At 59.2% G+C, this 20614-nt stretch carries 21 protein-coding genes, 1 tRNA gene and 1 riboswitch; of the genes, 7 read left to right on the forward strand and 15 right to left on the reverse strand.

The genetic code is table 11. The annotated features are described in order from the left end of the window. Genes HMPREF2920_RS06430 through thiO form a run of 4 tightly spaced genes read right to left on the reverse strand, consistent with a single transcriptional unit; the run spans window position 1 to window position 3497 of the window. Window positions 1-1200: a ThiF family adenylyltransferase gene (locus HMPREF2920_RS06430; protein WP_070601124.1), complete on the reverse strand. Its 1200-nt coding sequence runs from the start codon at window positions 1198-1200 to the stop codon at window positions 1-3. Continuing rightward, window positions 1200-2045 (reverse strand): thiazole synthase, encoded by an 846-nt coding sequence (locus HMPREF2920_RS06435; RefSeq protein ID WP_070601152.1) that lies wholly within the window; start codon window positions 2043-2045, stop codon window positions 1200-1202. The genes HMPREF2920_RS06430 and HMPREF2920_RS06435 overlap by 1 nt, the downstream gene beginning before the upstream one ends. 29 nt (window positions 2046-2074) lie before the next feature. After that, window positions 2075-2308: a sulfur carrier protein ThiS gene (locus HMPREF2920_RS06440; protein ID WP_070601122.1), complete on the reverse strand. Its 234-nt coding sequence runs from the start codon at window positions 2306-2308 to the stop codon at window positions 2075-2077. 13 nt (window positions 2309-2321) lie between these two features. Continuing rightward, a complete protein-coding gene (thiO, locus tag HMPREF2920_RS06445; RefSeq protein WP_070854097.1) occupies window positions 2322-3497 on the reverse strand; it encodes a glycine oxidase ThiO in 1176 nt (391 codons plus the stop codon). Window positions 3498-3504: 7 nt separating this feature from the next. After that, window positions 3505-3627, reverse strand: a riboswitch (TPP riboswitch). Window positions 3628-3697: 70 nt separating this feature from the next. On the opposite strand from thiO, the gene HMPREF2920_RS06450 reads away from it, so the two are divergent. Continuing rightward, window positions 3698-4456: a thiamine phosphate synthase gene (locus HMPREF2920_RS06450; protein ID WP_070438817.1), complete on the forward strand. Its 759-nt coding sequence runs from the start codon at window positions 3698-3700 to the stop codon at window positions 4454-4456. A 288-nt stretch (window positions 4457-4744) separates the two neighbouring features. Here the strand turns inward: HMPREF2920_RS06450 and HMPREF2920_RS06455 are convergent, their stop codons facing one another. Then, entirely contained in the window at window positions 4745-5446 is a 702-nt protein-coding gene (locus HMPREF2920_RS06455; protein ID WP_049172150.1) for a potassium channel family protein, read from the reverse strand. After that, window positions 5439-6869 carry a TrkH family potassium uptake protein gene (locus tag HMPREF2920_RS06460; protein WP_038626542.1) on the reverse strand — a complete coding sequence of 477 codons (1431 nt, stop codon included), beginning with the start codon at window positions 6867-6869 and terminating at the stop codon, window positions 5439-5441. Before HMPREF2920_RS06460 ends, HMPREF2920_RS06455 begins: the two co-directional genes overlap by 8 nt. A gap of 422 nt (window positions 6870-7291) precedes the next feature. Here HMPREF2920_RS06460 and trpB point away from each other — a divergent pair, with 422 nt between their 5' ends. Further along, window positions 7292-8617, forward strand: coding sequence for a tryptophan synthase subunit beta (gene trpB, locus HMPREF2920_RS06465; RefSeq protein ID WP_070601120.1), 1326 nt, complete (start codon window positions 7292-7294; stop codon window positions 8615-8617). A gap of 66 nt (window positions 8618-8683) precedes the next feature. Here trpB and HMPREF2920_RS10795 read toward each other — a convergent pair whose 3' ends face one another. The 3 genes from HMPREF2920_RS10795 to purD all read right to left on the reverse strand — a co-directional run bounded on the left by HMPREF2920_RS10795 (window position 8684) and on the right by purD (window position 12277). Next, complete coding sequence (locus tag HMPREF2920_RS10795; protein ID WP_162837147.1) at window positions 8684-8839, reverse strand: hypothetical protein; 156 nt, start codon at window positions 8837-8839, stop codon at window positions 8684-8686. Window positions 8840-9653: 814 nt separating this feature from the next. Beyond that, complete coding sequence (locus HMPREF2920_RS06475; protein ID WP_070601147.1) at window positions 9654-10781, reverse strand: aminotransferase class I/II-fold pyridoxal phosphate-dependent enzyme; 1128 nt, start codon at window positions 10779-10781, stop codon at window positions 9654-9656. A gap of 221 nt (window positions 10782-11002) precedes the next feature. Next, window positions 11003-12277 (reverse strand): phosphoribosylamine--glycine ligase, encoded by a 1275-nt coding sequence (gene purD / locus HMPREF2920_RS06480; RefSeq protein ID WP_070601145.1) that lies wholly within the window; start codon window positions 12275-12277, stop codon window positions 11003-11005. Between the two features lie 80 nt (window positions 12278-12357). On the opposite strand from purD, the gene HMPREF2920_RS06485 reads away from it, so the two are divergent. The 3 genes from HMPREF2920_RS06485 (at window position 12358) to HMPREF2920_RS06495 (ending at window position 14433) form a co-directional block, all read left to right on the forward strand. Beyond that, window positions 12358-12780: an HIT family protein gene (locus HMPREF2920_RS06485; protein ID WP_070595805.1), complete on the forward strand. Its 423-nt coding sequence runs from the start codon at window positions 12358-12360 to the stop codon at window positions 12778-12780. A gap of 203 nt (window positions 12781-12983) precedes the next feature. Next, complete coding sequence (locus tag HMPREF2920_RS06490; protein ID WP_255462160.1) at window positions 12984-13670, forward strand: esterase/lipase family protein; 687 nt, start codon at window positions 12984-12986, stop codon at window positions 13668-13670. Continuing rightward, window positions 13660-14433, forward strand: coding sequence for an alpha/beta fold hydrolase (locus HMPREF2920_RS06495; RefSeq protein ID WP_016421432.1), 774 nt, complete (start codon window positions 13660-13662; stop codon window positions 14431-14433). Before HMPREF2920_RS06490 ends, HMPREF2920_RS06495 begins: the two co-directional genes overlap by 11 nt. Window positions 14434-14442: 9 nt before the next feature. Here the strand turns inward: HMPREF2920_RS06495 and HMPREF2920_RS06500 are convergent, their stop codons facing one another. Both HMPREF2920_RS06500 and HMPREF2920_RS06505 read right to left on the reverse strand, forming a co-directional pair. Beyond that, window positions 14443-15285 (reverse strand): PaaI family thioesterase, encoded by an 843-nt coding sequence (locus tag HMPREF2920_RS06500; protein ID WP_070854098.1) that lies wholly within the window; start codon window positions 15283-15285, stop codon window positions 14443-14445. Window positions 15286-15423: 138 nt separating this feature from the next. Further along, a complete protein-coding gene (locus tag HMPREF2920_RS06505; RefSeq protein WP_016421434.1) occupies window positions 15424-15798 on the reverse strand; it encodes a hypothetical protein in 375 nt (124 codons plus the stop codon). A 568-nt stretch (window positions 15799-16366) separates the two neighbouring features. Between HMPREF2920_RS06505 and HMPREF2920_RS06510 the strand changes: the two genes are divergently transcribed. Further along, a complete protein-coding gene (locus HMPREF2920_RS06510; RefSeq protein WP_070549865.1) occupies window positions 16367-17869 on the forward strand; it encodes a hypothetical protein in 1503 nt (500 codons plus the stop codon). Window positions 17870-18679: 810 nt separating this feature from the next. On the opposite strand, the gene HMPREF2920_RS10935 is transcribed toward HMPREF2920_RS06510, so the two are convergent. From HMPREF2920_RS10935 to HMPREF2920_RS10720, 3 genes are all read right to left on the reverse strand, one after another. Next, complete coding sequence (locus tag HMPREF2920_RS10935; protein WP_016421436.1) at window positions 18680-19042, reverse strand: DoxX family protein; 363 nt, start codon at window positions 19040-19042, stop codon at window positions 18680-18682. Beyond that, complete coding sequence (locus tag HMPREF2920_RS06520) at window positions 19042-19614, reverse strand: TetR/AcrR family transcriptional regulator (protein WP_070549875.1); 573 nt, start codon at window positions 19612-19614, stop codon at window positions 19042-19044. The genes HMPREF2920_RS10935 and HMPREF2920_RS06520 overlap by 1 nt, the downstream gene beginning before the upstream one ends. A gap of 139 nt (window positions 19615-19753) precedes the next feature. Further along, the gene (locus tag HMPREF2920_RS10720) at window positions 19754-19933 is read right to left on the reverse strand and encodes a hypothetical protein (RefSeq protein WP_141744786.1); all 180 of its coding nucleotides are present in this window, start codon (window positions 19931-19933) and stop codon (window positions 19754-19756) included. A gap of 132 nt (window positions 19934-20065) precedes the next feature. On the opposite strand from HMPREF2920_RS10720, the gene HMPREF2920_RS11005 reads away from it, so the two are divergent. Continuing rightward, window positions 20066-20200 (forward strand): hypothetical protein, encoded by a 135-nt coding sequence (locus HMPREF2920_RS11005; protein ID WP_256374817.1) that lies wholly within the window; start codon window positions 20066-20068, stop codon window positions 20198-20200. Between the two features lie 131 nt (window positions 20201-20331). Here HMPREF2920_RS11005 and HMPREF2920_RS06530 read toward each other — a convergent pair. Beyond that, window positions 20332-20407: transfer RNA gene (locus tag HMPREF2920_RS06530), tRNA-Thr, on the reverse strand. Between the last annotated feature and the right edge of the window lie 207 nt (window positions 20408-20614).

Raw genomic sequence — 20614 nt, forward strand, 5'->3', positions numbered from 1 at the left:
TTAGTGCGTTCCGCCACGCTTTACGACGGTCTCCTGCCCTGCAGCCTGCCAGGCCACAATGCCCCCGTCCAGATTGATGAGCTCCGGTATGGCGCCATCAGCCTCGATCTCGCTGGCCAACAGCTCAATTGCCTGTTGCGAGCGGGCACCCGAGTGGCAGTGAATCAGAACTCGTGGGTAGTTCGACTGGAGGTTCCGCTCAGCCCACGCTTCGCGAATCGCAGCCCACCCACGGCTGCGAATGTCGCCGAGTGGCACAAGCACAGATTCGGCAATGGCGACCTCCGCGTGCTCTTCGGGTTCGCGTACATCGATGAGAGGCACCCCCTCGGCAAGAAGCTCGTGCGCCGTGTTGGGACCAATGCTGCGCACGCTCTGCGCCGGGGCCTCCTCATCCTCGGTCCACGAAGCTGCGCACACCTGCGCAATTTCGGTCAAGTCGGAAACGGGTTCGCGCTCCGGGTCGGCTGCAAAGGACAGTGTGCGGGTGGTTGCCTCCAGGGCGTCGATAAGCACGAGTTTGCCGACGGCGACCTTGCCGACACCAGTGAGCACCTTGATAGCTTCGACGACCATCATGGAGCCGATCTGTCCGACCATTGCGCCGAGGACACCGCCTGCGGCGCACGACGGCACGGAGCCGGGATCGGGGATGTCGGGGTAAAGATCGCGAAGCATGGGGCCGTGGCCAGGCCAGAAGACGGACAGTTGCCCTGCGAACTGCAGAATCGTGGCCCAGACCAGCGGCGTTCCGGTCAGCTCCGCGGCATCGGAGGACAGGTAGCGCGTGGCGAAGTTGTCCGCGCCGTCGAGCACTACATCGTGAGTGGCGAAGAGCTCCTCAGCATTGTCGACGCTTAACCTGCCGACGATTGCGGTCACCGATGCCTCGGAGTCAAGGCGCCGCACGGCATCCGCGGCAGATTCGGCCTTCGGGCGACCAATATCGGACTCACGGTGAATGACCTGGCGCTGAAGATTGGACTCGTCGACCACGTCATCGTCAATGATTGTGATATGCCCGACCCCTGCCCCGGCCAGGTATAACAGCGCAGGCGATCCCAAGCCACCAGCTCCGATAACGAGGACGCGGGAGGATCGCAAAGTTCGCTGCCCCTCGGCACCAAAGCCCGGCAGTGTTAGGTGCCGCGCGTACCGGCGCAGGTCGCGGTCCGAAAGATTGACACCCTGCTCCGCCATTACAGAGAATCCTGCTCGCGTGCGCCGCTGACGCGCTCAGTGATGATGCCCTCAAACGACGAGCTCGCCTGGGCCAGTCGACGCCGTGGGATGCGACCCGACTCGCGAGCAGTCAGTCCTGCCTCAACGCCGAAGCGCATCGCTGTGGCCATGCCCACCGGATCATGTGCACGGGTCACTGCGGATGCCAACAGCACTGCATCGCAGCCAAGCTCCATCGCCTGAGCTGCCTCAGACGCGGTACCGATGCCCGCATCCAGGATGATGGGCACATTCGCGCGGTCCACAATCAGCTCGATGTTGTGTGGGTTAAGAATTCCCAGGCCAGTACCAATGGGCGAGCCCGCCGGCATGACAGCTGCACAGCCCAGATCTTCCAGCCGCTTGGCCAGCGCCGGATCGTCGTTGGTGTAGGCGAAAACGACGAAGTCGTCAGCTACCAACTGCTCCGCTGCCGCGACCAGCTCGACCGGGTCCGGCAGCAGCGTGTCCTCGTCGGCGATGACCTCGAGCTTCAGCAGGTTGGTTTCCAGCGCCTCGCGGGCCAACTGCGCAGTCAGCACCGCGTCACGAGCGGTATAGCACCCCGCAGTATTCGGCAGCGCCGCAATATTGTTGCGCTGCAAAATCTCAAAAACGTTCTGCTTCGTACCGGGCGTAAAGCGGCGCATCGCCACCGTAGTCAGCTCAGTGCCCGAAGCCACCAGCGCGCGCTCCAGCGTATCCATGCTGGTCGCACCGCCAGTTCCCATAATCAGACGGGAGTTCAACTCCAGCCCGCCAATGCGCAGCGGTTCGCGTGTAAGTCCGCTCGCCGTCCCGGTTTCATTTTCCTGCGCGGACATATTTGCTTGTGCGGAATTCTCGGTCATCTCTAGCCTCCCTGAACTGCTGTCACGATGTCGATTGCACCTGCCACGGGCGTGCTCGCCCACTTGGCTCGCGGGATTACCGCACCATCCACGGCTACCGCGATTCCCAGGCGGGTGCCGTCCGCGGCAGTGCCGTCGTCGTTAAGCGCGTGCCCCGTGTGCTTTGCGACGAGATCTGCGACCATCTCCCCCGCAGCCGGTGTGTAGCCTTCGCCATTGAGTGTTGTGGTGGACATAAGCGAGCCTCCTCTAATCGCTGAAGCGGAATGGATTGACGGCGGAAAGAAGCGCCGGGTCGTTGTCAGTTTCCCGACCTGCGACGACATCGGCCGTGAGCTTGGAGCCGATGGCCGTAAGCAGAATGCCGTGACGGAAGTAGCCGGTGGACACGGTCAGTCCTGGAGCCACGCGACCAATCATGGGGACATCGTCTGGGGAACCAGGCCGGGCGCGGGCGGTCATCTCGTAGATTTCGCAGTCGAGAATGCCGGGCACCAGGCGGTATGCGTCGCGGAGTAGCTGGTGGACTCCTTCGGCGGAGACGCCGGTCAGGTCATCTTCACGCGAGGTTGCGCCGAGCACGACGGTGCCGTCGGCACGCGGGACGATATAAACCGGACGCCCCTGAACCACACCGCGAATAGTGCGAGTGACCAGTGGCTGCAGGCGCTCCGGTACACGCAGACGCAGCACATCTCCATAGACCGGGCGCAGCGGCAGATTCAGATTCTCCGGCAGACCGGCCATATCGGCGGTGTTCAGCCCCGCAGCCAGAACGACCTCATCGGCGAGGTAGTCATTTCCGTCCGTGCCGCGCAGCCCAATGGCTTGGCGGGGGTCGGCATCGGAAGCGTAAATAACCTCTTCCGCGCGGGTGCGGATGACGCGGTCTCCCAGAATGGTCAGCAACGCTTCGGCGAGCAGACGCGGATTGACCTGGTGATCTCCCGGAATATCCACCGCACCAACACAGCCCGGCCCCAGTGCCGGTTCTGCCCGGCGCGCCTCGGTGGCGGTGATGCGGTTGATCTCCATGCCCATGTCATGCTGCAGCTCAACGAGCTCGCTGAGTGTCTGCCGGTCAGCGGCATCGCCCGCACAAACAAACGTGGAATTCTCGATATAGCCAACATCGTGGCCCGATTCCTCGGCGATGGCCTGGGCAAAGTCGCGGTAGAGCTTGCCCGATTCCACCATCAGCGGATACAGCGTCGGCTGATCCCACACGACTTCGGCAACCGGCGCCAGCATGCCAGCCGCGGCGAAGGTTGCGCCGGAAACGGGCTCGGCATCGAGGACGGTCACATCGAATCCCTGGCGGAGTAGTCTCCATGCCGTCGCCAAGCCGATAATGCCCGCGCCTGCGATAACAACGCTTGACGACGTATTCCCTGTGCCGCCCTCACTTGTCGAGGCGGCACCCATAGCGGCAGCATTCACTGCCATTCCTCCCTCCGGCGGCATAACCCGCATCAGGTAAAAGCGGTCGGCGTTACTCGCCCTCTCAGCCAGCGGCATCTCATCGATACCGAGTACGGCTCCCGCGGAACGTGGTACTCCCCCATCATATGACTTCGGACTCACCGCCACGACACCGCATCCCCAACCTCGCCTAACATGGGGACATGAACGCCTCATCAGCCGCCACTCGCACAACACGACGCGCCCTGCTTGCCGACGCCCGCCTGTACCTCTGCACCGACTCGCGCGCATCCCGCGGTGATCTGCGCGAATTCCTGCACGCCTGTTACGAAGGCGGCACCGACATCATCCAGCTGCGCGACAAGAAAGTCGACACCCGCGACGAGATTGTCGCTGTGGAGACCCTCGCCGAGGTCGCCGCTGAACACGGCAAGCTCTTCGCCGTCAATGACCGCGCCGACATTGCCGCACTGACCGGCGCAGACATCCTGCATGTGGGCCAGGAGGACCTCACAACCGAGCAGGCCCGCCAGATCGTTGGCCCCGAGGTTCTCATCGGCCGCTCCAACCGAAATCTGGACATGTTCGCCGCCTCGCTTGCCGACGATGGCATCGATTACGCGGTGATCGGTCCGGTGTATGCCACCCCGACAAAGCCCGACCGTCAGCCCGTCGGAGTCGAGATGGTCCGTGAAGCTGCGGCACTCGTGCGGAGGGCGCGTGCACAGGGTTCTGCGGAGTCCCACCAGGATTCCGTGGCCGATATTGTGCGCCCGCACGACCGCGGCGCAAGTGACCCCGTCAAGCCATGGTGGGCAATTGGCGGTATCAACGCCGAGACCGCCAATGCGGTTATCGCCGCTGGTGCGGAGCGCATTGTGGTGGTTCGCGCACTGACCGAGGCAGAAAATCCGGAAGAGGCAGCTCGTGCCCTGCGCGCTGCGGTTACGAACGGTCGCTGAGTTTCGTGGGTTAAGTAGCAAAAGTGTGGGTTAATAGGCAAAAAGTGTGTCCGCTCGGCGTGTCGCTGGGTGGGCACCATTTGCTATCTAGCCCTACTTTGCCCCAATGCGAGTTAGTGACTGCGTTTATGACAAAATTGGCCCAAAAATGGCCTGAAAGCGTCATAAACTCGCACAGTTTCACATTTGCAGCCCGTTGAGCTGGGCGTGGACCCCGCCTTTCCACACTGTTGGTCGTTGATTTCCATCGCGACGGAGCCCCGCGTGCACGGACTCCGTCGCTTCCTGTTACTCTCCGGCGAATGTCTCCAACTGCCGAATAGCGCCGGAGACAATCAGGAGATCACCTGCGGAAATGCGGTCGTCGGCAAGCGCAGGGCGGAATCGCTGACCGCGCTTTTGTACGGCGACAACCGTAATCGGTGCGCTCTGGTTAATCTCCGCCACCGTCTTATCCAGGCAGTGGATTGGCGGCGCGACCTTGCCTACTGCGTAATCGCGGTCGAACTCCAGGAAGTCCTGGACCTTGCCGCCGATGAGGTGCGCAATACGACGACCGGTGTCGGCCTCCGGGCGAATGACGTGGTGCACACCAATCTGGCCCAGGATTTTGGCGTGGGCCTGGTTATCGGCCTTTGCCCAAATCATGGGCACCCCCATATCCACCAGCGCAGACGCGGTCAGCAATGAAGCCTCAATGTCACTGCCGATGGCGATAACAACACGTTCGGCTTCATCGACACCGAGCTGCTTCAGTACCTCCGGCATGGTGGTGTCGGCGGTGACCACGTGGTCGAAGGTCGAGGACAGCTCCTGAACCACCTTTTCGCGATGGTCTACGCAGAGAACCTCGATACCGCCAGCGACCAGCTCCTCGCCGAGTGCCTGTCCGAAACGCCCCATACCGAGGATGACAACAGGCGAAGAGCTGGCTTGGTTGGAGAAATGATCTGCAAAACCAGCAAACGGGTTGAATTTCGAGTTAGCCAATGAAGGGCCTTTCTTCTGGATATTCGTAGACGCGCTGGCGTGGGCGGGCGGCCAAGGCCGTCGCCAAGGCGATTGGGCCAACACGTCCGGTGAACATCAGCACGATGAAGATTGCCTGTGCTGCCACCGGCAGGTCGGCGGTAATACCTGTGGAAAGGCCTACCGTGGCGAAAGCACTGATTACTTCAAAAAGAATTTGGTCAGTAGAAAACTGTGGTGCTAGGAAACTGACGGCGATTACTGCCAGGAATACCTGGCCGATACCGAAGGCAAGGACTACGAGAGCCTGGCGCAGCACCTTTGGGTTGAGGCGCCGCCTAGCCACGGACACGGAGGTGTCACCGCGAATCTCCGCGAGAACAGCGGCGAGAATGACGGCCGACGTCGTGATTTTCACGCCACCTGCAGTACCGCCGGTGCCACCACCAATGAACATGAGGAAGTCAGTGCCCAGCAGTGTCGATGGATGGAACTCCGCGTAATCGAGCGCGTTGAACCCCGCGGTACGCGGGCTCACACCAGCGAAGAATGAGTTGAGTATCTTCTCCCCCGCGGTGAATCCAGACATGGCATTGGACCACTCCCCAAAAGCCACCATGAGCGTACCCAAAGCAATCAGCAGAATCGTGCCTTTAATGGTGAAGCGAGTAGTCAGCGACCAGCGTTTAGGCAGCTGTCCTCGAGTGCAGACACTAAGCCACGCTTTGCCGTGCCGCCAGGCCTCGAGCAAAACAGGAAAACCCAGACCACCCACGATGAGGGCGAAGGCCAGTGGCAAAAGCACCCAGGCATCGCTATAGAACCCGATGACATTGTCGGTATACAGAGCGAAACCGGCGTTGTTGAAGCTTGAGATGGCATGGAACAAGCCTTCCCATGCAGCCTTTCCCCAGCCATACCCGTATCCGGAGTGGAACCGCAGCGTAAGTGCCACTGCCACCACAAACTCCACCAACAGAGTGAAGCTAACGGCAGCACGGACAACCCACGAAATCTCGCCCATATCCATACCGCGGCCTTCAACGCGGGCACCGGCACGGCGGTTCAGGCCGAGCCTTCCTGCTACGAAGAGGCCGAAAAGTGAAGCCAAGGTCATGAACCCGAGACCACCCAGCTGAATCAACAACATGATGACGACCTTGCCGAAGGTTGACCAATGGGTGGCCGTATCTACGGTGATCAGGCCGGTCAGGCTTGTTGCCGAGGTGGCTGTGAACAGCGCATCAGACAGCGCCGTGGGCAAACACATATCCCCAGGGCTCGGGGCGCACTGCCCCGTAGGATGGCTATTGACCGCCGAAATCGGCAGCATTAACAAAACCGTGCCAGCGGTTATCAAGGCGACATAACACCACACCACCAACGTCGTGGGACGAACTCCCCGACGTGTTTTAGTGGCCTGCCGCGACAGCGTAATCACCATCGGAACGTTAGTCCTCGTGGCCAGCGATGTCGAGGGGAATGCTGATATTCCGCCTCTGCATATGCCGGGACTTAGCGGGGAGCTGCTTTACGACCCCAGACACCGTTGCGATATCCCGTACACATTTCGTGCCCCATCCCCGCCCCCACACCCCACCCCGCTTTGGCTACTACGGAAACCTTGAGTTATGGTCAGATTCATGATGACACCCCTGATGAACACACCCGCGCCGTGCGGCGCACAGTGGTGGTGGCTCGCCTAAGTCCGCGAGCAACGTCACGTCATCTCATTAATGTCGACGGCAAACCCGTCAAGTACGAGCTCGCAAGAAGATAAATCTGGCGGGCTCTTTTCTTTTATCGGTTCGGCGAAGAGAACCAGGGCCCGCTGAAATAAACAACAGCAACGAAAGGCTCTCTTCAATGACTGATTACAACCCCAGCGCGGATGCCATCGCCAAGGCTGCAGCACCGACTGCAACCAGGGTGCCGTCGGCAAGCGTTAACGGCGCGGGCGAGGTGCGCGAAACCCTCTTGCCTGCATTTTTCGGTCGCTTCGGTGGACAGGAAGTGCCGGAGTTCCTGCTGCCAGCACTCGATGAGCTGGAAGCGGCTTACATCGAGGCGATGAGCGATCCGGAGTTCCAGCACGAGCTGGAAGAACTGCGTCGCGATTTCCTCGGCCGCGCAACCCCGCTGTTCGAATGCCGACGTCTATCCACGCCGAACACGACGATTGTGCTCAAGCGCGAGGACTTGAACCACGGCGGCGCGCACAAGGGCAACAACGTGGTCGGCCAGGCGCTGCTGGCAAAGCGCATGGGAAAAACCCGTCTCATTGCTGAGACGGGCGCAGGCCAGCACGGCACGGCCACCGCGATGGCCGCAGCGCTGCTGGGACTTGAGTGCGAGATTTACATGGGCGCGCACGATGTCGCCCGCCAGCACCCCAATGTCGAGCGCATGGAGCTCATGGGCGCGAAGGTCGTTCCCGTCACCACCGGCGAGGCCGGTTTGAAGGATGCTATTGACGAGGCACTGGTCGAGTGGAGCAAGACTCTCGACTCCACTTTCTACCTGCTGGGCACAGCCGCCGGACCGCACCCATTCCCCACTATCGTGCGTGAATTCCAGCAGGTCATCTCGGAGGAGTCACGCAGTCAGATGGCCGAGCGTTACGGCAAGCTTCCCGACGCTGTCATCGCAGCCGTCGGTGGCGGCTCCAACGCCATCGGCGCATTTGCTAACTACATCGACGACTCCGATGTCGCCCTCATTGGCGTCGAACCCGCAGGTGAGGGTCTCGACACCGACCGTCACGGCGCGCCCATCAATGCGGGCAAGACTGGTGTCCTTCACGGCATGCGCTCATTTGTCATGCTTTCCGACGACGGCGAGGTGTTGCCATCGCACTCCATCTCGGCGGGCTTGGATTACCCGTCTGTTGGCCCGGAGCACGGCATGCTGAAGGAGAATGGCCGCGCCAGCTATGTCGGAATTACCGACGAGGAGGCGCTGGAAGCGTTCCAGCTGCTCAGCCGCATGGAGGGCATTATTCCGGCGATGGAATCCTCGCATGCGCTGGCGCAGGCCATTAAAATTGCGCGACTCCGTGAAACCGACCCTGCCGCTGGTAGCGAGCTCGGGCTGCCGGTTCACGAAGGCGATGAGCCTTTGCTGTTGCTCGTGAACCTGTCGGGTCGCGGTGATAAGGATATGGAGCAGGTCCGGGAGTTCCTGAACCAGTAGGAATAACCAGTAGGGATTGCTTCCCCACTAGCTGCCTAGCAGGAATCGGACCAAAGCTAATTCTTGTTAGGCAGCACGGCGATCGTCGGCGGCGATGCCCTGCTTCGGGTTCGCCTCCACGATGGCTTCGGCAAGCAGCGATGCCAGCGCATCCTGCTTGGATTCCTTGCCGTCCTGGAAAATCGGGGACACAGTATCCATAATCTCGTTGAATGCGTTCATCAGAGGTCACCTCTCTTAAGATCTCTTTGATCTTTATTGTTGGACTTCTCCAACCGATTCTTTGCGATTCCGCAGTTGAAACGTCGTTTCATCGAATCGTTTGGAACTTATGACTTGCAACCGTAGACGACAACACAAGACCTGGCAAGCGCTAAACTTTATTTTTAGTTAACCTTTTGTTAACTTTTGGACGCTTTTTAGCTCAGGCACTGCACCACAAACAGCACCCCTCGGCGCCACCCCAAGCCTCGCTTCACCGCTCCCGACAGCGGCTTCAAAAATCGCGCTTTTACACAGCCAAAAACAGGGCGCGGAAGCATCTTTCGGTCGGACATAAACTATCCCCACTAAAAGCGCTTGCAACCATCGTTGAACATGAGTTACACACCGCGCTCAATCGTCACCCCGTGCGGGGATAGCCGTCAACTCCTCAGAGGTCAACCCCATCGGCAATTAAAGAAAAAGGGTCCCCCTGCCAGCGGAAATAGACCACCGACAGAGCTGCCGGCTGTCAAAGATGCTGCCACGAAGCCCACCCCACTCCACTATCGCCCCAACCCCAGCCTCACTTGATGTGACTGCAGCCACAGAGCCCTCAATCTGAGGCAGTTTTTCCGCCTTTAGAGCGAACGGGCGATCAAGAAAACAGAGGCCCAACGGCTCCTTCCAGGAATGCCCCAACATCGGCTCTACCAGTGGCCGCCGGTAGAGGATTTAAAGCAGCGATTCGCCCGTCGAGCTCCCTATCTCGACCGGCTGAAAACACCCCTGAAAGGGTGAGGTAAATCACACCGTGAGCGCCACTAAAGCCGCTTTAACGACGACCAGTAAATACCCCAATACGCCGAACAGCCTCTTCCATCTCGGAAGTCTCACCGGCGAAGCAGAGGCGAACCCACTGATGGCCGTTCTCTGTGTCGAAGTCGATTCCAGGGGCAACGGCCACGCCCGTTGCAGCCAACAGTTCCCGTGCCCATGTCATGGAGTCGACGGAGTTCGGGTCGTCGTAAAGCCCTGCGATATTGGCGTAGATATAGAAACCGCCGTCGGGTGGGGCGATATTACCGAGACCGACGCGGGGCAGCCCCTCGAGCAAAACGTCGCGGTTGCGTGCGTAACGCGTCACGTGCGAATTGAGCTCGGCAATGGACTCGGAGTTGAACGCTTCCACCGCCGCTGCCTGCGAAATTGCCGGTGGACAGACAGTGAGGTTGGCTTCGAGGCGATCAAGCGGCGCACGCAGCCACTTGGGAACGATTAGCCAGCCGACGCGCCAGCCGGTCATCGAGAAGTACTTACTGACACTGCCGACCACGACCGCCGCGTCGGAGAACTCGCGTGCAGACGCACACTGTCGGCCATAAGTAATGCCGTGATAAATCTCGTCGGAAATGAGCAGGCAATCGTGCTGCTCACACCACTTCGCAATGGCACGCAGCTCGTCGGCATCGATAATGGTGCCAGTGGGATTATCCGGACTGGTGACAATCACGGCCTTGGGCACGCGCGGAAGTGCCTCCAGGTGCTGGGCAGTGAGTTGGAAACGAGTCTCGGGACCGCAGTCAATCTCAACAATGTTGGCGCCGAGCGCCTGCAGCGTATTGCGGTATGCGGGATAGCCCGGGCGCGCGAGCACAATATCGTCGCCGACGTCGAGCGCTGCGAGGAAGAGTGCCACGAAACCGCCGGAAGAACCGGTAGTGATGACAACATCAGCAGCCTCCGTGGCCGTGCCGTAGTTTTCACGATGCCAGGCGGCGATGGTTTCGCGCAGCTCAGGCGTGCCGACGGCCGCTGTGTAGCCCAGAACCTGATTTTCTAAATCAGCACGCGCACGGGCAATCGCGGCAGCCGGGGCCGCGGTCGCGGGCTGTCCCACGCAGAGGAATAGAGCGTCACCGTGAGTACGCTGACGCTCCTGTGCGAGCGCGAGAACATCCATCACATGGAAGGGTGCGACCTCACAGCGGCGGGATGCTAGGTTGCGCTGGGGCTGGGATGCCTGCGGTGACTGCGAGGAGTTTAACGGCTGCGGTGACTGCGGAGATTCGGCGTGCATACCTTCATCTTTGCAGCCACCGAGGCCACCCGGGAAATCCAGTTCAACCCGGGTGGGTGCACCAGTGAGGTATCCGAGTGCAGCCTAAACACCTCGGGCATTATTTAGATGGAAATGCGGCCCTCAACTGCAGGTAGTGCAATGTCGGTGCGGTAGTGCGAGCCCTCGAGCTTAATGGTCTTGATGGTCTCGTACGCCTTGTCGCGGGCCTCTTCCAGCGTGTCACCAACGCCGATGACGTTGAGCACACGACCACCAGCGGAGACCAGCTCACCTGCAGCGTTGCGGGCAGTACCAGCGTGGAGAATGCCATCTTCCTCGCGGCCAGGCTCTGCACCTTCAATGACATCACCCGTGCGAGTCGATACCGGGTAGCCTTCAGCGGCCAGTACAACAGTCAGAGCGTAACCATCACGCCAAGACAGCGGACCGAAGTCCGCCAATGTTCCGGTAGCAGCGGCGTTGAGCAGCTGCGCCACCGGGGACTCCAGCAGCGCCAGCACGGCCTGGGTCTCCGGGTCACCGAAACGGCAGTTGAACTCAATGACAGCCGGGCCGTCCTCGCCCCAGGCCAGACCCGCGTACAGCAGACCCTGGAACGGGCAGCCGCGAGCAGCCATTTCACGAGCGACCGGTTCGCAGACCTCGGCGACAATGCGCTCAGTTGCGCCTTCCGGCAGCCAGGACAGCGGGCTGTAAGCACCCATGCCACCGGTGTTCGGCCCCTCGTCATTATTACCGACGCGCTTGTGATCCTGAGCCGGCAACAGCGGGACGACGGTTTCGCCGTCGACCAGGCAGAACAGGGAAACTTCCGGGCCGTCCAGGAAGGACTCCAGCAGCACCGGGTTACCGGCTGCCAGCACCGCCTTTGCGTGTTCGAGAGCTTCAGCGCGGTCCTTAGTGACCACAACGCCCTTGCCAGCAGCCAGACCGTCATCCTTCACGACCCAGTTCGGGCCAAAGCGGTCAATGGCGGCCTCGATGTCTTCGTCGGAGGCCTCCGGCTGAATGGCCTCTGCCGAGGCGGTCTTTACCCCAGCCGCCTTCATGACGTCCTTAGCGAAAGCCTTGGACCCCTCAATCCGAGCTGCATCAGCGTTCGGTCCGAAGACTGCGAAACCAGCGTCGCGCAGCGCGTCTGCGACACCCGCGACCAGCGGAACCTCAGGGCCAATAACAACCAAATCGGCCCCAATTTCCTTGGCCAGCGCAACAGCGCCAGCGGGGTCATCCACGACCAGTGGATGCATGGTTGCAATTTCACTCATACCCGCATTACCAGGGGCTACGTGAAGATCAGTAGCCTGCGGGTCCTTACTCATTGCGTACAACAGGGCGTGCTCACGGGCACCGGAGCCAATTACGAGGATGCGCATAGCAATCATCTTACTAATCAGCCCGGATAACTCTCATCGCACCCAACCCCTCAATCCGCTATTCGGGTTACCCTTGGCACATGAGCACAGTATTTACCAAGATCATCAACGGTGAACTCCCCGGTCGTTTTGTCTACCGCGATGACAAGGTCGTCGCATTTTTGACCATCGAGCCAATTGCGCCTGGTCATACGCTGGTCGTCCCTGTTGAAGAGGTGGACAAGTGGACGGACGCCTCGCCTGAGCTATGGGCCCACCTCAATGAGGTTGCCCAGAAGGTTGGTCAGGCTGTTGTCTCCGCTTTTGACGCTCCGCGTGCTGGCTACCTCATCGCCGGCTTCGAAGTTCCGCACACCCACATTCATATCTTCCCTGCCCACGATATGTCCGGGTACAACCTGCAGTCGGTGAATCGCAATCCTTCCGCAGAGTCCATGGATGAGGCCGCCGCTAAGCTACGGGAGGCCCTCGGGACTGACGAAGACGGAAAGTTGGTGCGCTAATCGCCGCTTCAAACGAGGATTTTCGGGAAGAACAACTTCCGGTAGCCCCTGCCCCTGAAGCGCAGGAACCGGAGGCGCATAAACCGGCTGCAGCTGAAGGATCAGCATCGCTTCCCTATGCCATCTTCCGTCCGCTGCGCGGTGTTTTCGAAGATAACTGGGGAGCCAAAGTATCCAAGTCCCGGCCGTGGCCGGTCATCCTCCTGCACGGAACAGGCCAGGTCAAGGGCATTTGGGAGACCCTTGGCGGTCAGTTGCGGGAAGATGGCTGGGCTGTCTTCGCGCCAGATTTTGGGCACCGTGCAACAGACCCCATCAATCAGTCCATCGACATGCTCGTGCCCTACATCAAGGCTGTCCTGCACGCGACTGACGCCAAGCACGCCGTTATCGTGGGGCACTCGCAAGGCGGCTTAATTGCCACCCTGCTTTCTCTGCGCATTTCCAAGTACATCAAGCATGTTGTCTGCCTTGCCGCGCCCAATCACGGCACCAATCTGGGCGGCATCGCTTCCAGTATCACTAAGATCCCCGGCACAAAGTCGCTGATGAGCAACTTTGTGCAGAGCTATTGGGGCGTTTCCGGTTTGGAACAGCTCACGGGTTCAAAGATGGTTTTGAACTCCAATTCCCACGATATCCTCGGTCCCGGTGTTACTTACACCTGCATTGCCACCAAGTATGACCAGCTCATTTCCCCTCCACAGTCCTGTTTCTTGGATGATGGTGACACAGGCATGGTCACCAATCTCTATGTGCAGGACACGTTCCCTCAAGCCATCGTTTTGCATGAGCAGATGGCGCACGATTGGCGCCCCCGCGCGCTTACTCGCGAGGCACTATTCAAGCTGGTAGGCGAGGATTTTGACCCAATCGAGCATGCGGAATAGACCGCTCCTAACGCGGATTTTCCCACCGACAGCCGCACATCCGTCCCTGCCAAATCCAAGTCCAGCGTCGGGGGACCTCAGAGACCCCGTTCCGGTTATCGCACTTCATGGCACGCTCGATAGTCCCGGCGCGTGGGCACCGCTTGCCGACGGACTCCGTGCCCGCGGCCGCCGAGTCTATGTACCGGCCTACGGAGACCGTGGCACTGCTGCCCTCGTAGATTCTGTCGCCGAAGTCGAGGCCTATATCAACGGAGTCTGCACTGAAACGAACTCGGACACGGTCGATATTGTGGCTCACTCGCAGGGTGGGCTACTGGCTTTCCTGCTGTTTACGCGTCTTGCAAACCATGAATGCGAGCGTTTTTCGTTTCGACGTGTCATCAGTGTGTCGGGCTCTGTCGGCGGTGTAAATCTGACTGAGATCTCCCGCATTTTGGGCTGGTGGAATGGGGCTCCTGCCCGCTGGCTAATGGGACAGGCTTTAGCCGATCAAATTGCGGTAGCGGCAGGACAATATGAACTTCCTGCAGCCAACACTGCCCCACACCTCCGAAGGCGCAAGGCAGCCACACCTGACTGGATTAATGTCATCAGCCACCATGACAACCTGGTCATTCCGTGGTCCGATACCGCGCAGAGCTTCCTGCCGGACAGTCGAGCTGTTTTGCTCGAAACCGAGCTGGAGGGCAGGTCTGTTGCGCATTGGAAGCAGCAAACAGACCCCGAAGTGATCGAACTGATCACTCGGCTATTGGCGTAGAGCTTCGACCTAGAACTTGGTCAGCGACTCGCGCGCGGTGACGACATCCGCAAGCAGCTGCTGCGCGGCTAGCGAGGGGTTATCGGAGGTGAGGGCCTCGATGACGACGTCGGGAAGCCCTGCGGCGCGGTAGTCGTCGACAGTGACATCGCCGTACTCGAGGACCCCGTGGAGCCATGCGACTGCACGCGACTCTGGTGAAATGCAGCGTCGTGCGGTGCGTTCCTGCTGGACGAGCACATCACGGTTTTCCACCCCGCGCATCCCCAGCCGTGCAAGAGTGCGAGCAGCAGAGATGAGGTTCTCACCGGCAACACAATCCTGCTGGTTCGGATTGGCCGGCGGCTTCTTACGACCACGACGGCGCACGTAGAGCTCCTGCTGACCAATACCGACCAGGGAGCCATCGCGGTTTCGGATTACAGAGGTGTATGGAACGACCGTCGAATAGCCACCTTCAGTTTCGGCCTTAAGCTTTTCGACCATCTCATCCGGCACCTCTACCTCGAGGTACGCACCGTTCTTACCTGGGCGGATAAATTCAAACGACCCAGTTCGGGTCCATGCCTCGTACTTCTTGACGTCCAGGCGCTGCATAACCAGCGTGCCAAACAGCACATCCGTCATCGAAAACAGTGCACCGCCAAATGCCGCGCCATGCATATTCGCAGTCAGAGCGTTTAGGCGCAGCTCCAGCCGACCTGCCGACCAGTCATCCGCAATCTCGGTGATACGGATGCCGGTGCCAAACAGCGGCGGCCAAATATTCAGCAAGAACTTTGCCTTAGCCGGGGACATCTCTTTCTCAGCAAGCTTGTACAGGGTGCGTCGCAGCGATGGACCAATAGACATAACTACTTACATTAGGTGTTGACCGGGCGAACGCGGGCATTATTGTCAGAAAACAAAAGTGTGTCGGCTTCAGCACATGCTTTACGACGGTTCCCGCGCCCTACCTTCTATTAAGTCAGCGACTATTTCAGCGACTATTTAGGCAGCAAACCGTTCCGCCAGCGTATTGACGCGCAGAGTGAAGAAATCCCGCAATTCCGCGTAGCGGGAATAACCATAAATCCCGCGGTCAGCTGGGTCATCATATTCCCAGCGCTCAGTCTCTACATCTGGCGCGATGTAGTCCGAAACGTCGATTTTCCCCACAACAATGACCACATCCGCACTGTCTGCGAGAGACGGCGTGAGTTGATGAGGATCGCCATCGCACCGTGCCCCCACCTCACAGAGCGCACGCCGCGCGTCTTCATCCAGACCGCGGTCATCATCATCGATGCTGATACCTGCTGACAAAACTGTCAGGCCTGGGGCAGCTTGCCGCAGCAGCCCTTCGAGTACGCGTGAGAGTCCCATGTTTGAACTACTGACAAAGAGCACCTCTGACATGGCTCTATCGTAGAATATTTTTCTAGGAGAAATCACCCCAGCTTGTGGGGTTTTCTGGAAGGTTTTGCAGAAAAATGCCAAAAGCGCCCATAGCGCAGGCCCTTCCCCGAGACCAGCCCTATCGACGCTTATGACTTAAAAACAAAGTCCACTTTACATGCGCATGCAACCCCTGTGAAGCATGGGGCTAGAGTTGCAGATGTGAAAGCTCCGTGGCCTGTGATTTTCCGGCTGTCGGCGTTGCGCTGTCCTGCTGTCGGTGTTGCGCTGTCCTGCTGGCGGCGTTGCGCTGTCCTATCGATGCAATATTCACCTATCGATACGCAGCAGCGTGGCCATAAGTGGAAAGCTCATCCATATGTCGACCGGGACTTCCGACAACGTGCGCATAAGTGACAGAAAATTCCCCCGCCCCAGCCCCCGACAGGCATTTGCCCTTTAATCTGCCTTCAAAAGAATCCTTTGCTCCCCGCCCCGGCCCCCTTAGACCGGATAAAACTGGCGGGGCCAATCGCTCGCGAATAGGAGAATCACCGTGACCGACTCTCGCGATATTAAACCTTTTGCAGCCAACCGCAGCTCCAAAGTGACCTCCATCGGCTCCATCATCGGCGCAGCAGCAGTGAGCGGCCTACTTCTCGGAGGTGTCGGTGCGGGCACCTGCTTGGCAATTCTCGATGTGCCCGAGCGCTCCGACTACGTCATGAAGACTGCGCAGCGTGAGGTACAGGCTGACATCATGGACCCGGACGATGTGCTCACCCCAGAGGAAGAAGAGCGCATGCTTCGCGATGTCTCCCTGATCGCCGCCCCTGACGTGGTCCAAGAGCTGCACTACATGGTCTTTGCCGAGAACAAGGAAAACGTTAATGACTCCGTAGAGGAGTACCTGCGCGATAACCACCAGGAGCTCATCGGCAAGGATAAGTTTGCTGATGGCCAGGTCTTCGTCGGCGTGGGCCTTGATCCGCGCCAAGCCTTCGTCTTCGCGGGTGAGGACGTGGCTGCTCAAATGAAGCTACGCAAGAATGACAGCCATCTGAAACAGTCCATCGAAGCAATTAAGCCGGGCGTGCGGGATGGCAACATTCCTGCTGGCCTCTTTGCTGGCGCAGCGGCTGCAATCGACGTAGACCGTGCTGCGGATACTCAGTACGAGGGCGCAAAAGAGGATCGGATGGGGGCGGCCGTTGGCCTCGGGGTGGCGGGCCTGAGCGTTGGCGGCGCTGGTGTCGGCCTCGCCGGCGGTATACGCCGCAGCCGACAGAAGAAGGCACAGCAGGCACGCGAGGACTGGGACTACGTGTCGCAGACCTACACCGATGTGGCGCAACGGCTAAGGGAGATTGATATTCGAGCGCACTCGCTCCAATCAGGACTGGTGGATGAGCGCCTGCGCCAGGACTGGGAGGGTTTGCGCGATGACTTCCTAGCGATCGATAGCCAGGTTGGTTCCCTCATGTCGATTCCGGCGGATGCGCCAGATGAGCAATTCCGCTCACGCTCTGAGCTCATCGCCAATGCGCGCCAACTGTGCGAGCGCGTGGAAACCGCTGAGGTCAATATTGAAAAGCTGCACCGCATTGAGAACGCTGATGCGGATGCTCGCCGCTATGAACTCTACGAGCTGGGGAAGGATCTGGCACAGGCAGGCTACTTGGCCGCAAGCATCGACTCGACGCTTGAGCGCCACGCGAAGGAGTTGGAAGATGCCGCCACTGAATTATCCAAGGAACCACACCATCCGCAGTTCATGGAGCGCTACCTAGAACTCTTGGATCGCTCCGCGCTCTTGTCGGAGCACGTGCAGTCCCAGCTGCAGAAGCGCAATGAGGCCGACGAGCGCCCCGAGCGCACGCGCATCTACGACTCTAATTTCTTCGCTGGCTCCGGCTACCACGGCTACGTGCCCTTCTATGTCGTGAGCACCTGGGATAGCGATGCCACCACTGCCCGCGACAGCTCTTCTAGTAGCGGCGGCGTCAACAGCGGGTTTAGCTCGGGGTTTTCCGGTTCAGGTGGTTCTTCCAGCTTCTAAGCCGGCTTACGGGGCAGAAGGGATGCGGACGTTCTGTTAGACGATTTCACCCCTCACGCTACTTAACCCCCTACTTTTCTCCTTTAAACCAAAGAACCCCAGGCCGGAAAACTTCCTGACCTGGGGTTTTGGAGCCGGAAATGGGATTCGAACCCGTAACCTACCGTTAGGGCACCCTGTAAAGGTTTGACCTATAATGCCATTTATGCCTGTCAAAGGCCGTTTCTCGCGCCGCACAGGGGCACCTCCCCTACTAATTTTTGAGGAAAGCCTTTGGGGAAGTGCGGAGTTTTCCGAAGTAGACCCGCAGCTAGACATACGCCACAGCCTGAGTACAAGACTTAACCCGTGGTGGCTGCGCGGTGTCGGCTAGGGGCCACACACCCCTTGCCCCAGCAACCCCTGCCCGTCGCCCCCTACCCCGCGCATAAAAAGGGACTGAGATTGCCCCCAACCCCTCAATTCCGGTTACTGCTCCTGCCACCCCACGTCGTCGGGTATGACATCCCGGCGCGGGCCCAGTCGCGCAGCCCTCGCCACTAGCATCTCGGATCCAGTACTGCAGATACCCGTCGAAGAGCTGGACACCTATCTACCAGTCCCGCAGCAGCCCGCCACTCCGCAATTCCCCCAGCCCCGACCAATCAGCTAGGGCTTTGTCATGCCTTCTGCACCGAGGCAGACGCTCATACCCTTCGACAGGCCGGCGAGGCGGTAGGCGGCTAGCGGGTCACAGGCACCCGCGGCAGGCCGCCCGGCGCGGGCAACGGCGCCCCTCAATGGGCGAACACAATTGGTAAATTGGTCGTCTCAGGCTATCAGTAGTGTTGCAATGAGAGCACCTAGTGAAATAGCGAGCATCCCTAAGCAATTGACCCAAAACTCGCTACCTAGAAACTTGGCTCGGATATGTGCGATTGCTGCGGTGCAGAAGTAGGCAATGACTCCAACCATCGTCGCTATTCCAATGCCTGGTATCCAGAGCCCAATAATGAGTCCACTTGCTGCTAGGCACTTGATAACGATAAGAGCCCACCACCACTCTGTAGGAAGTCGTACTCCTCTGAGGCAGGCCTCGATGAATGCTACGGGTTTGAGCGAGAGTACCGCATCTCCGAACAAAATGGCGGCAAGAATGATGGAGGGCCAAGCAGGCGAAGATTCGAGAATCATTATTTTACTCCGTACGCGATTTTAAGACGGGAGATGGAGCTGTTCGCGTGAATGGATAGTTCGTCGGTGTCGTATGCACCGGCAGCCCAGCCAAGAAGCAACCCAAGATAAATGTTGTAAAGGATTGTTGCGAACTCTCTAGCGTCATCTTTAGGGAGCATGTTGCCTAGGCGCAACACGATTTCATCTACCAAGAGAGTTCGAAGCCCGTTGAGAATCTCTCCGTTGCTTCCCTGTGTGATTAGGGCAGCGCCATACGCTTTCGATAATTCTTCCTGCCCAGTAAACATTTTCAGAAAAGGAGCGAGAACGTCGAGAAGGTTGTCTGATTGTCCGCGGAGCTCATCGTGCATGACGGTGATTCGATGTCCGACGGTCTGAACCAACAGCGACTGCTTGCTCCCGACGCTCATAACGGTTCCAACGCTGACGTTGGCTTTCTGCGCGATGGCACGCACATTTGTATCCGCGTACCCGACTGACACAAAAAGGGCATAGGCGGTGTCCAAGACTTTATTGCGCGTCGCCTCCTTTTGAGTAGCACGACTTGATTGAACTTGTTCACTGAACATGTTCAAAGCGTATCGCTGCATCAATCTACGGTCAAGTAGCGATGTGGTTATCCAAGTACATTGCCGTCATGAGAGGCGAGCGGGTTTCCTGCTTACAGGGAGGAAAGTTATAGCTGATCGTCACACCTACATGTTTTTGCTAGACCAGCTTCTCAGACCAATAGACTCGAGGATTGCCGAGCGCTTGGCCGATAAGCCTATCGAGCTTATTCCACGGCCAACGCACGACAGGGGCACCGACGACGCGGGTACTGCCTATGCGCGACGACCCATCCGGCACACGCCCCACCCTGGCAAAACTCTGGCCGGGCTCTAACATGAGCAGGCTTGCCACACCTCGCCGGCGACGATGTTGACACAGACGGATAGGGAATTACTGCCCGCGATAATATCCTGTCATGGCCTACGTCACACGGCAGCCACAGCTACGACTGGGGCCGGTAACGCCGCGTTGGCCACCTTGCAACTGGGGCATGCCTCCGTCTCTACGACCGAGGCGGCCTACATCAACCGCGCGGGTGGGTTTGCCAACTCCGCGATTATCGAGGCGTTCGCCACCGACGCACTGGCGATTTTCGGCGGCTAGTCGCTGCCCCCCCCCGGCGCCCTCCCGGTGCGGGTTTTTTGCATTGAGACGACGAAAACAATTGCAATACCGTTGCAAGCACCGTTTAAACCAAAGAACCCCAGGCCAGAAAACTTCCTGACCTGGGGCTTTGGAGCCGGAAACGGGACTCGAACCCGTAACCTACTGATTACAAATCAGTTGCGCTACCAATTGCGCCATCCCGGCAACTTTAAAGCGACCCTTTTGGCGTTAGCCGTCGCTGGCTCGAAAGAATCAGAGTCAACCTGAGAATCGAACTCAGCTGTGCCGCTGACAGGCGATTGTACAGGTTGGCAAGCAGAAGTTAAAAACGACACCACAGGAATACTGCAACCGCACTTCTTGAACACTTTTCTGCACACTAAAAGCCCCGCTCAGATAGGTAAATTCACC

It is taken from the genome of Corynebacterium sp. HMSC075F02, from assembly GCF_001838335.1.
GTDB classification, from domain to species: Bacteria; Actinomycetota; Actinomycetes; order Mycobacteriales; family Mycobacteriaceae; genus Corynebacterium; species Corynebacterium jeikeium_D.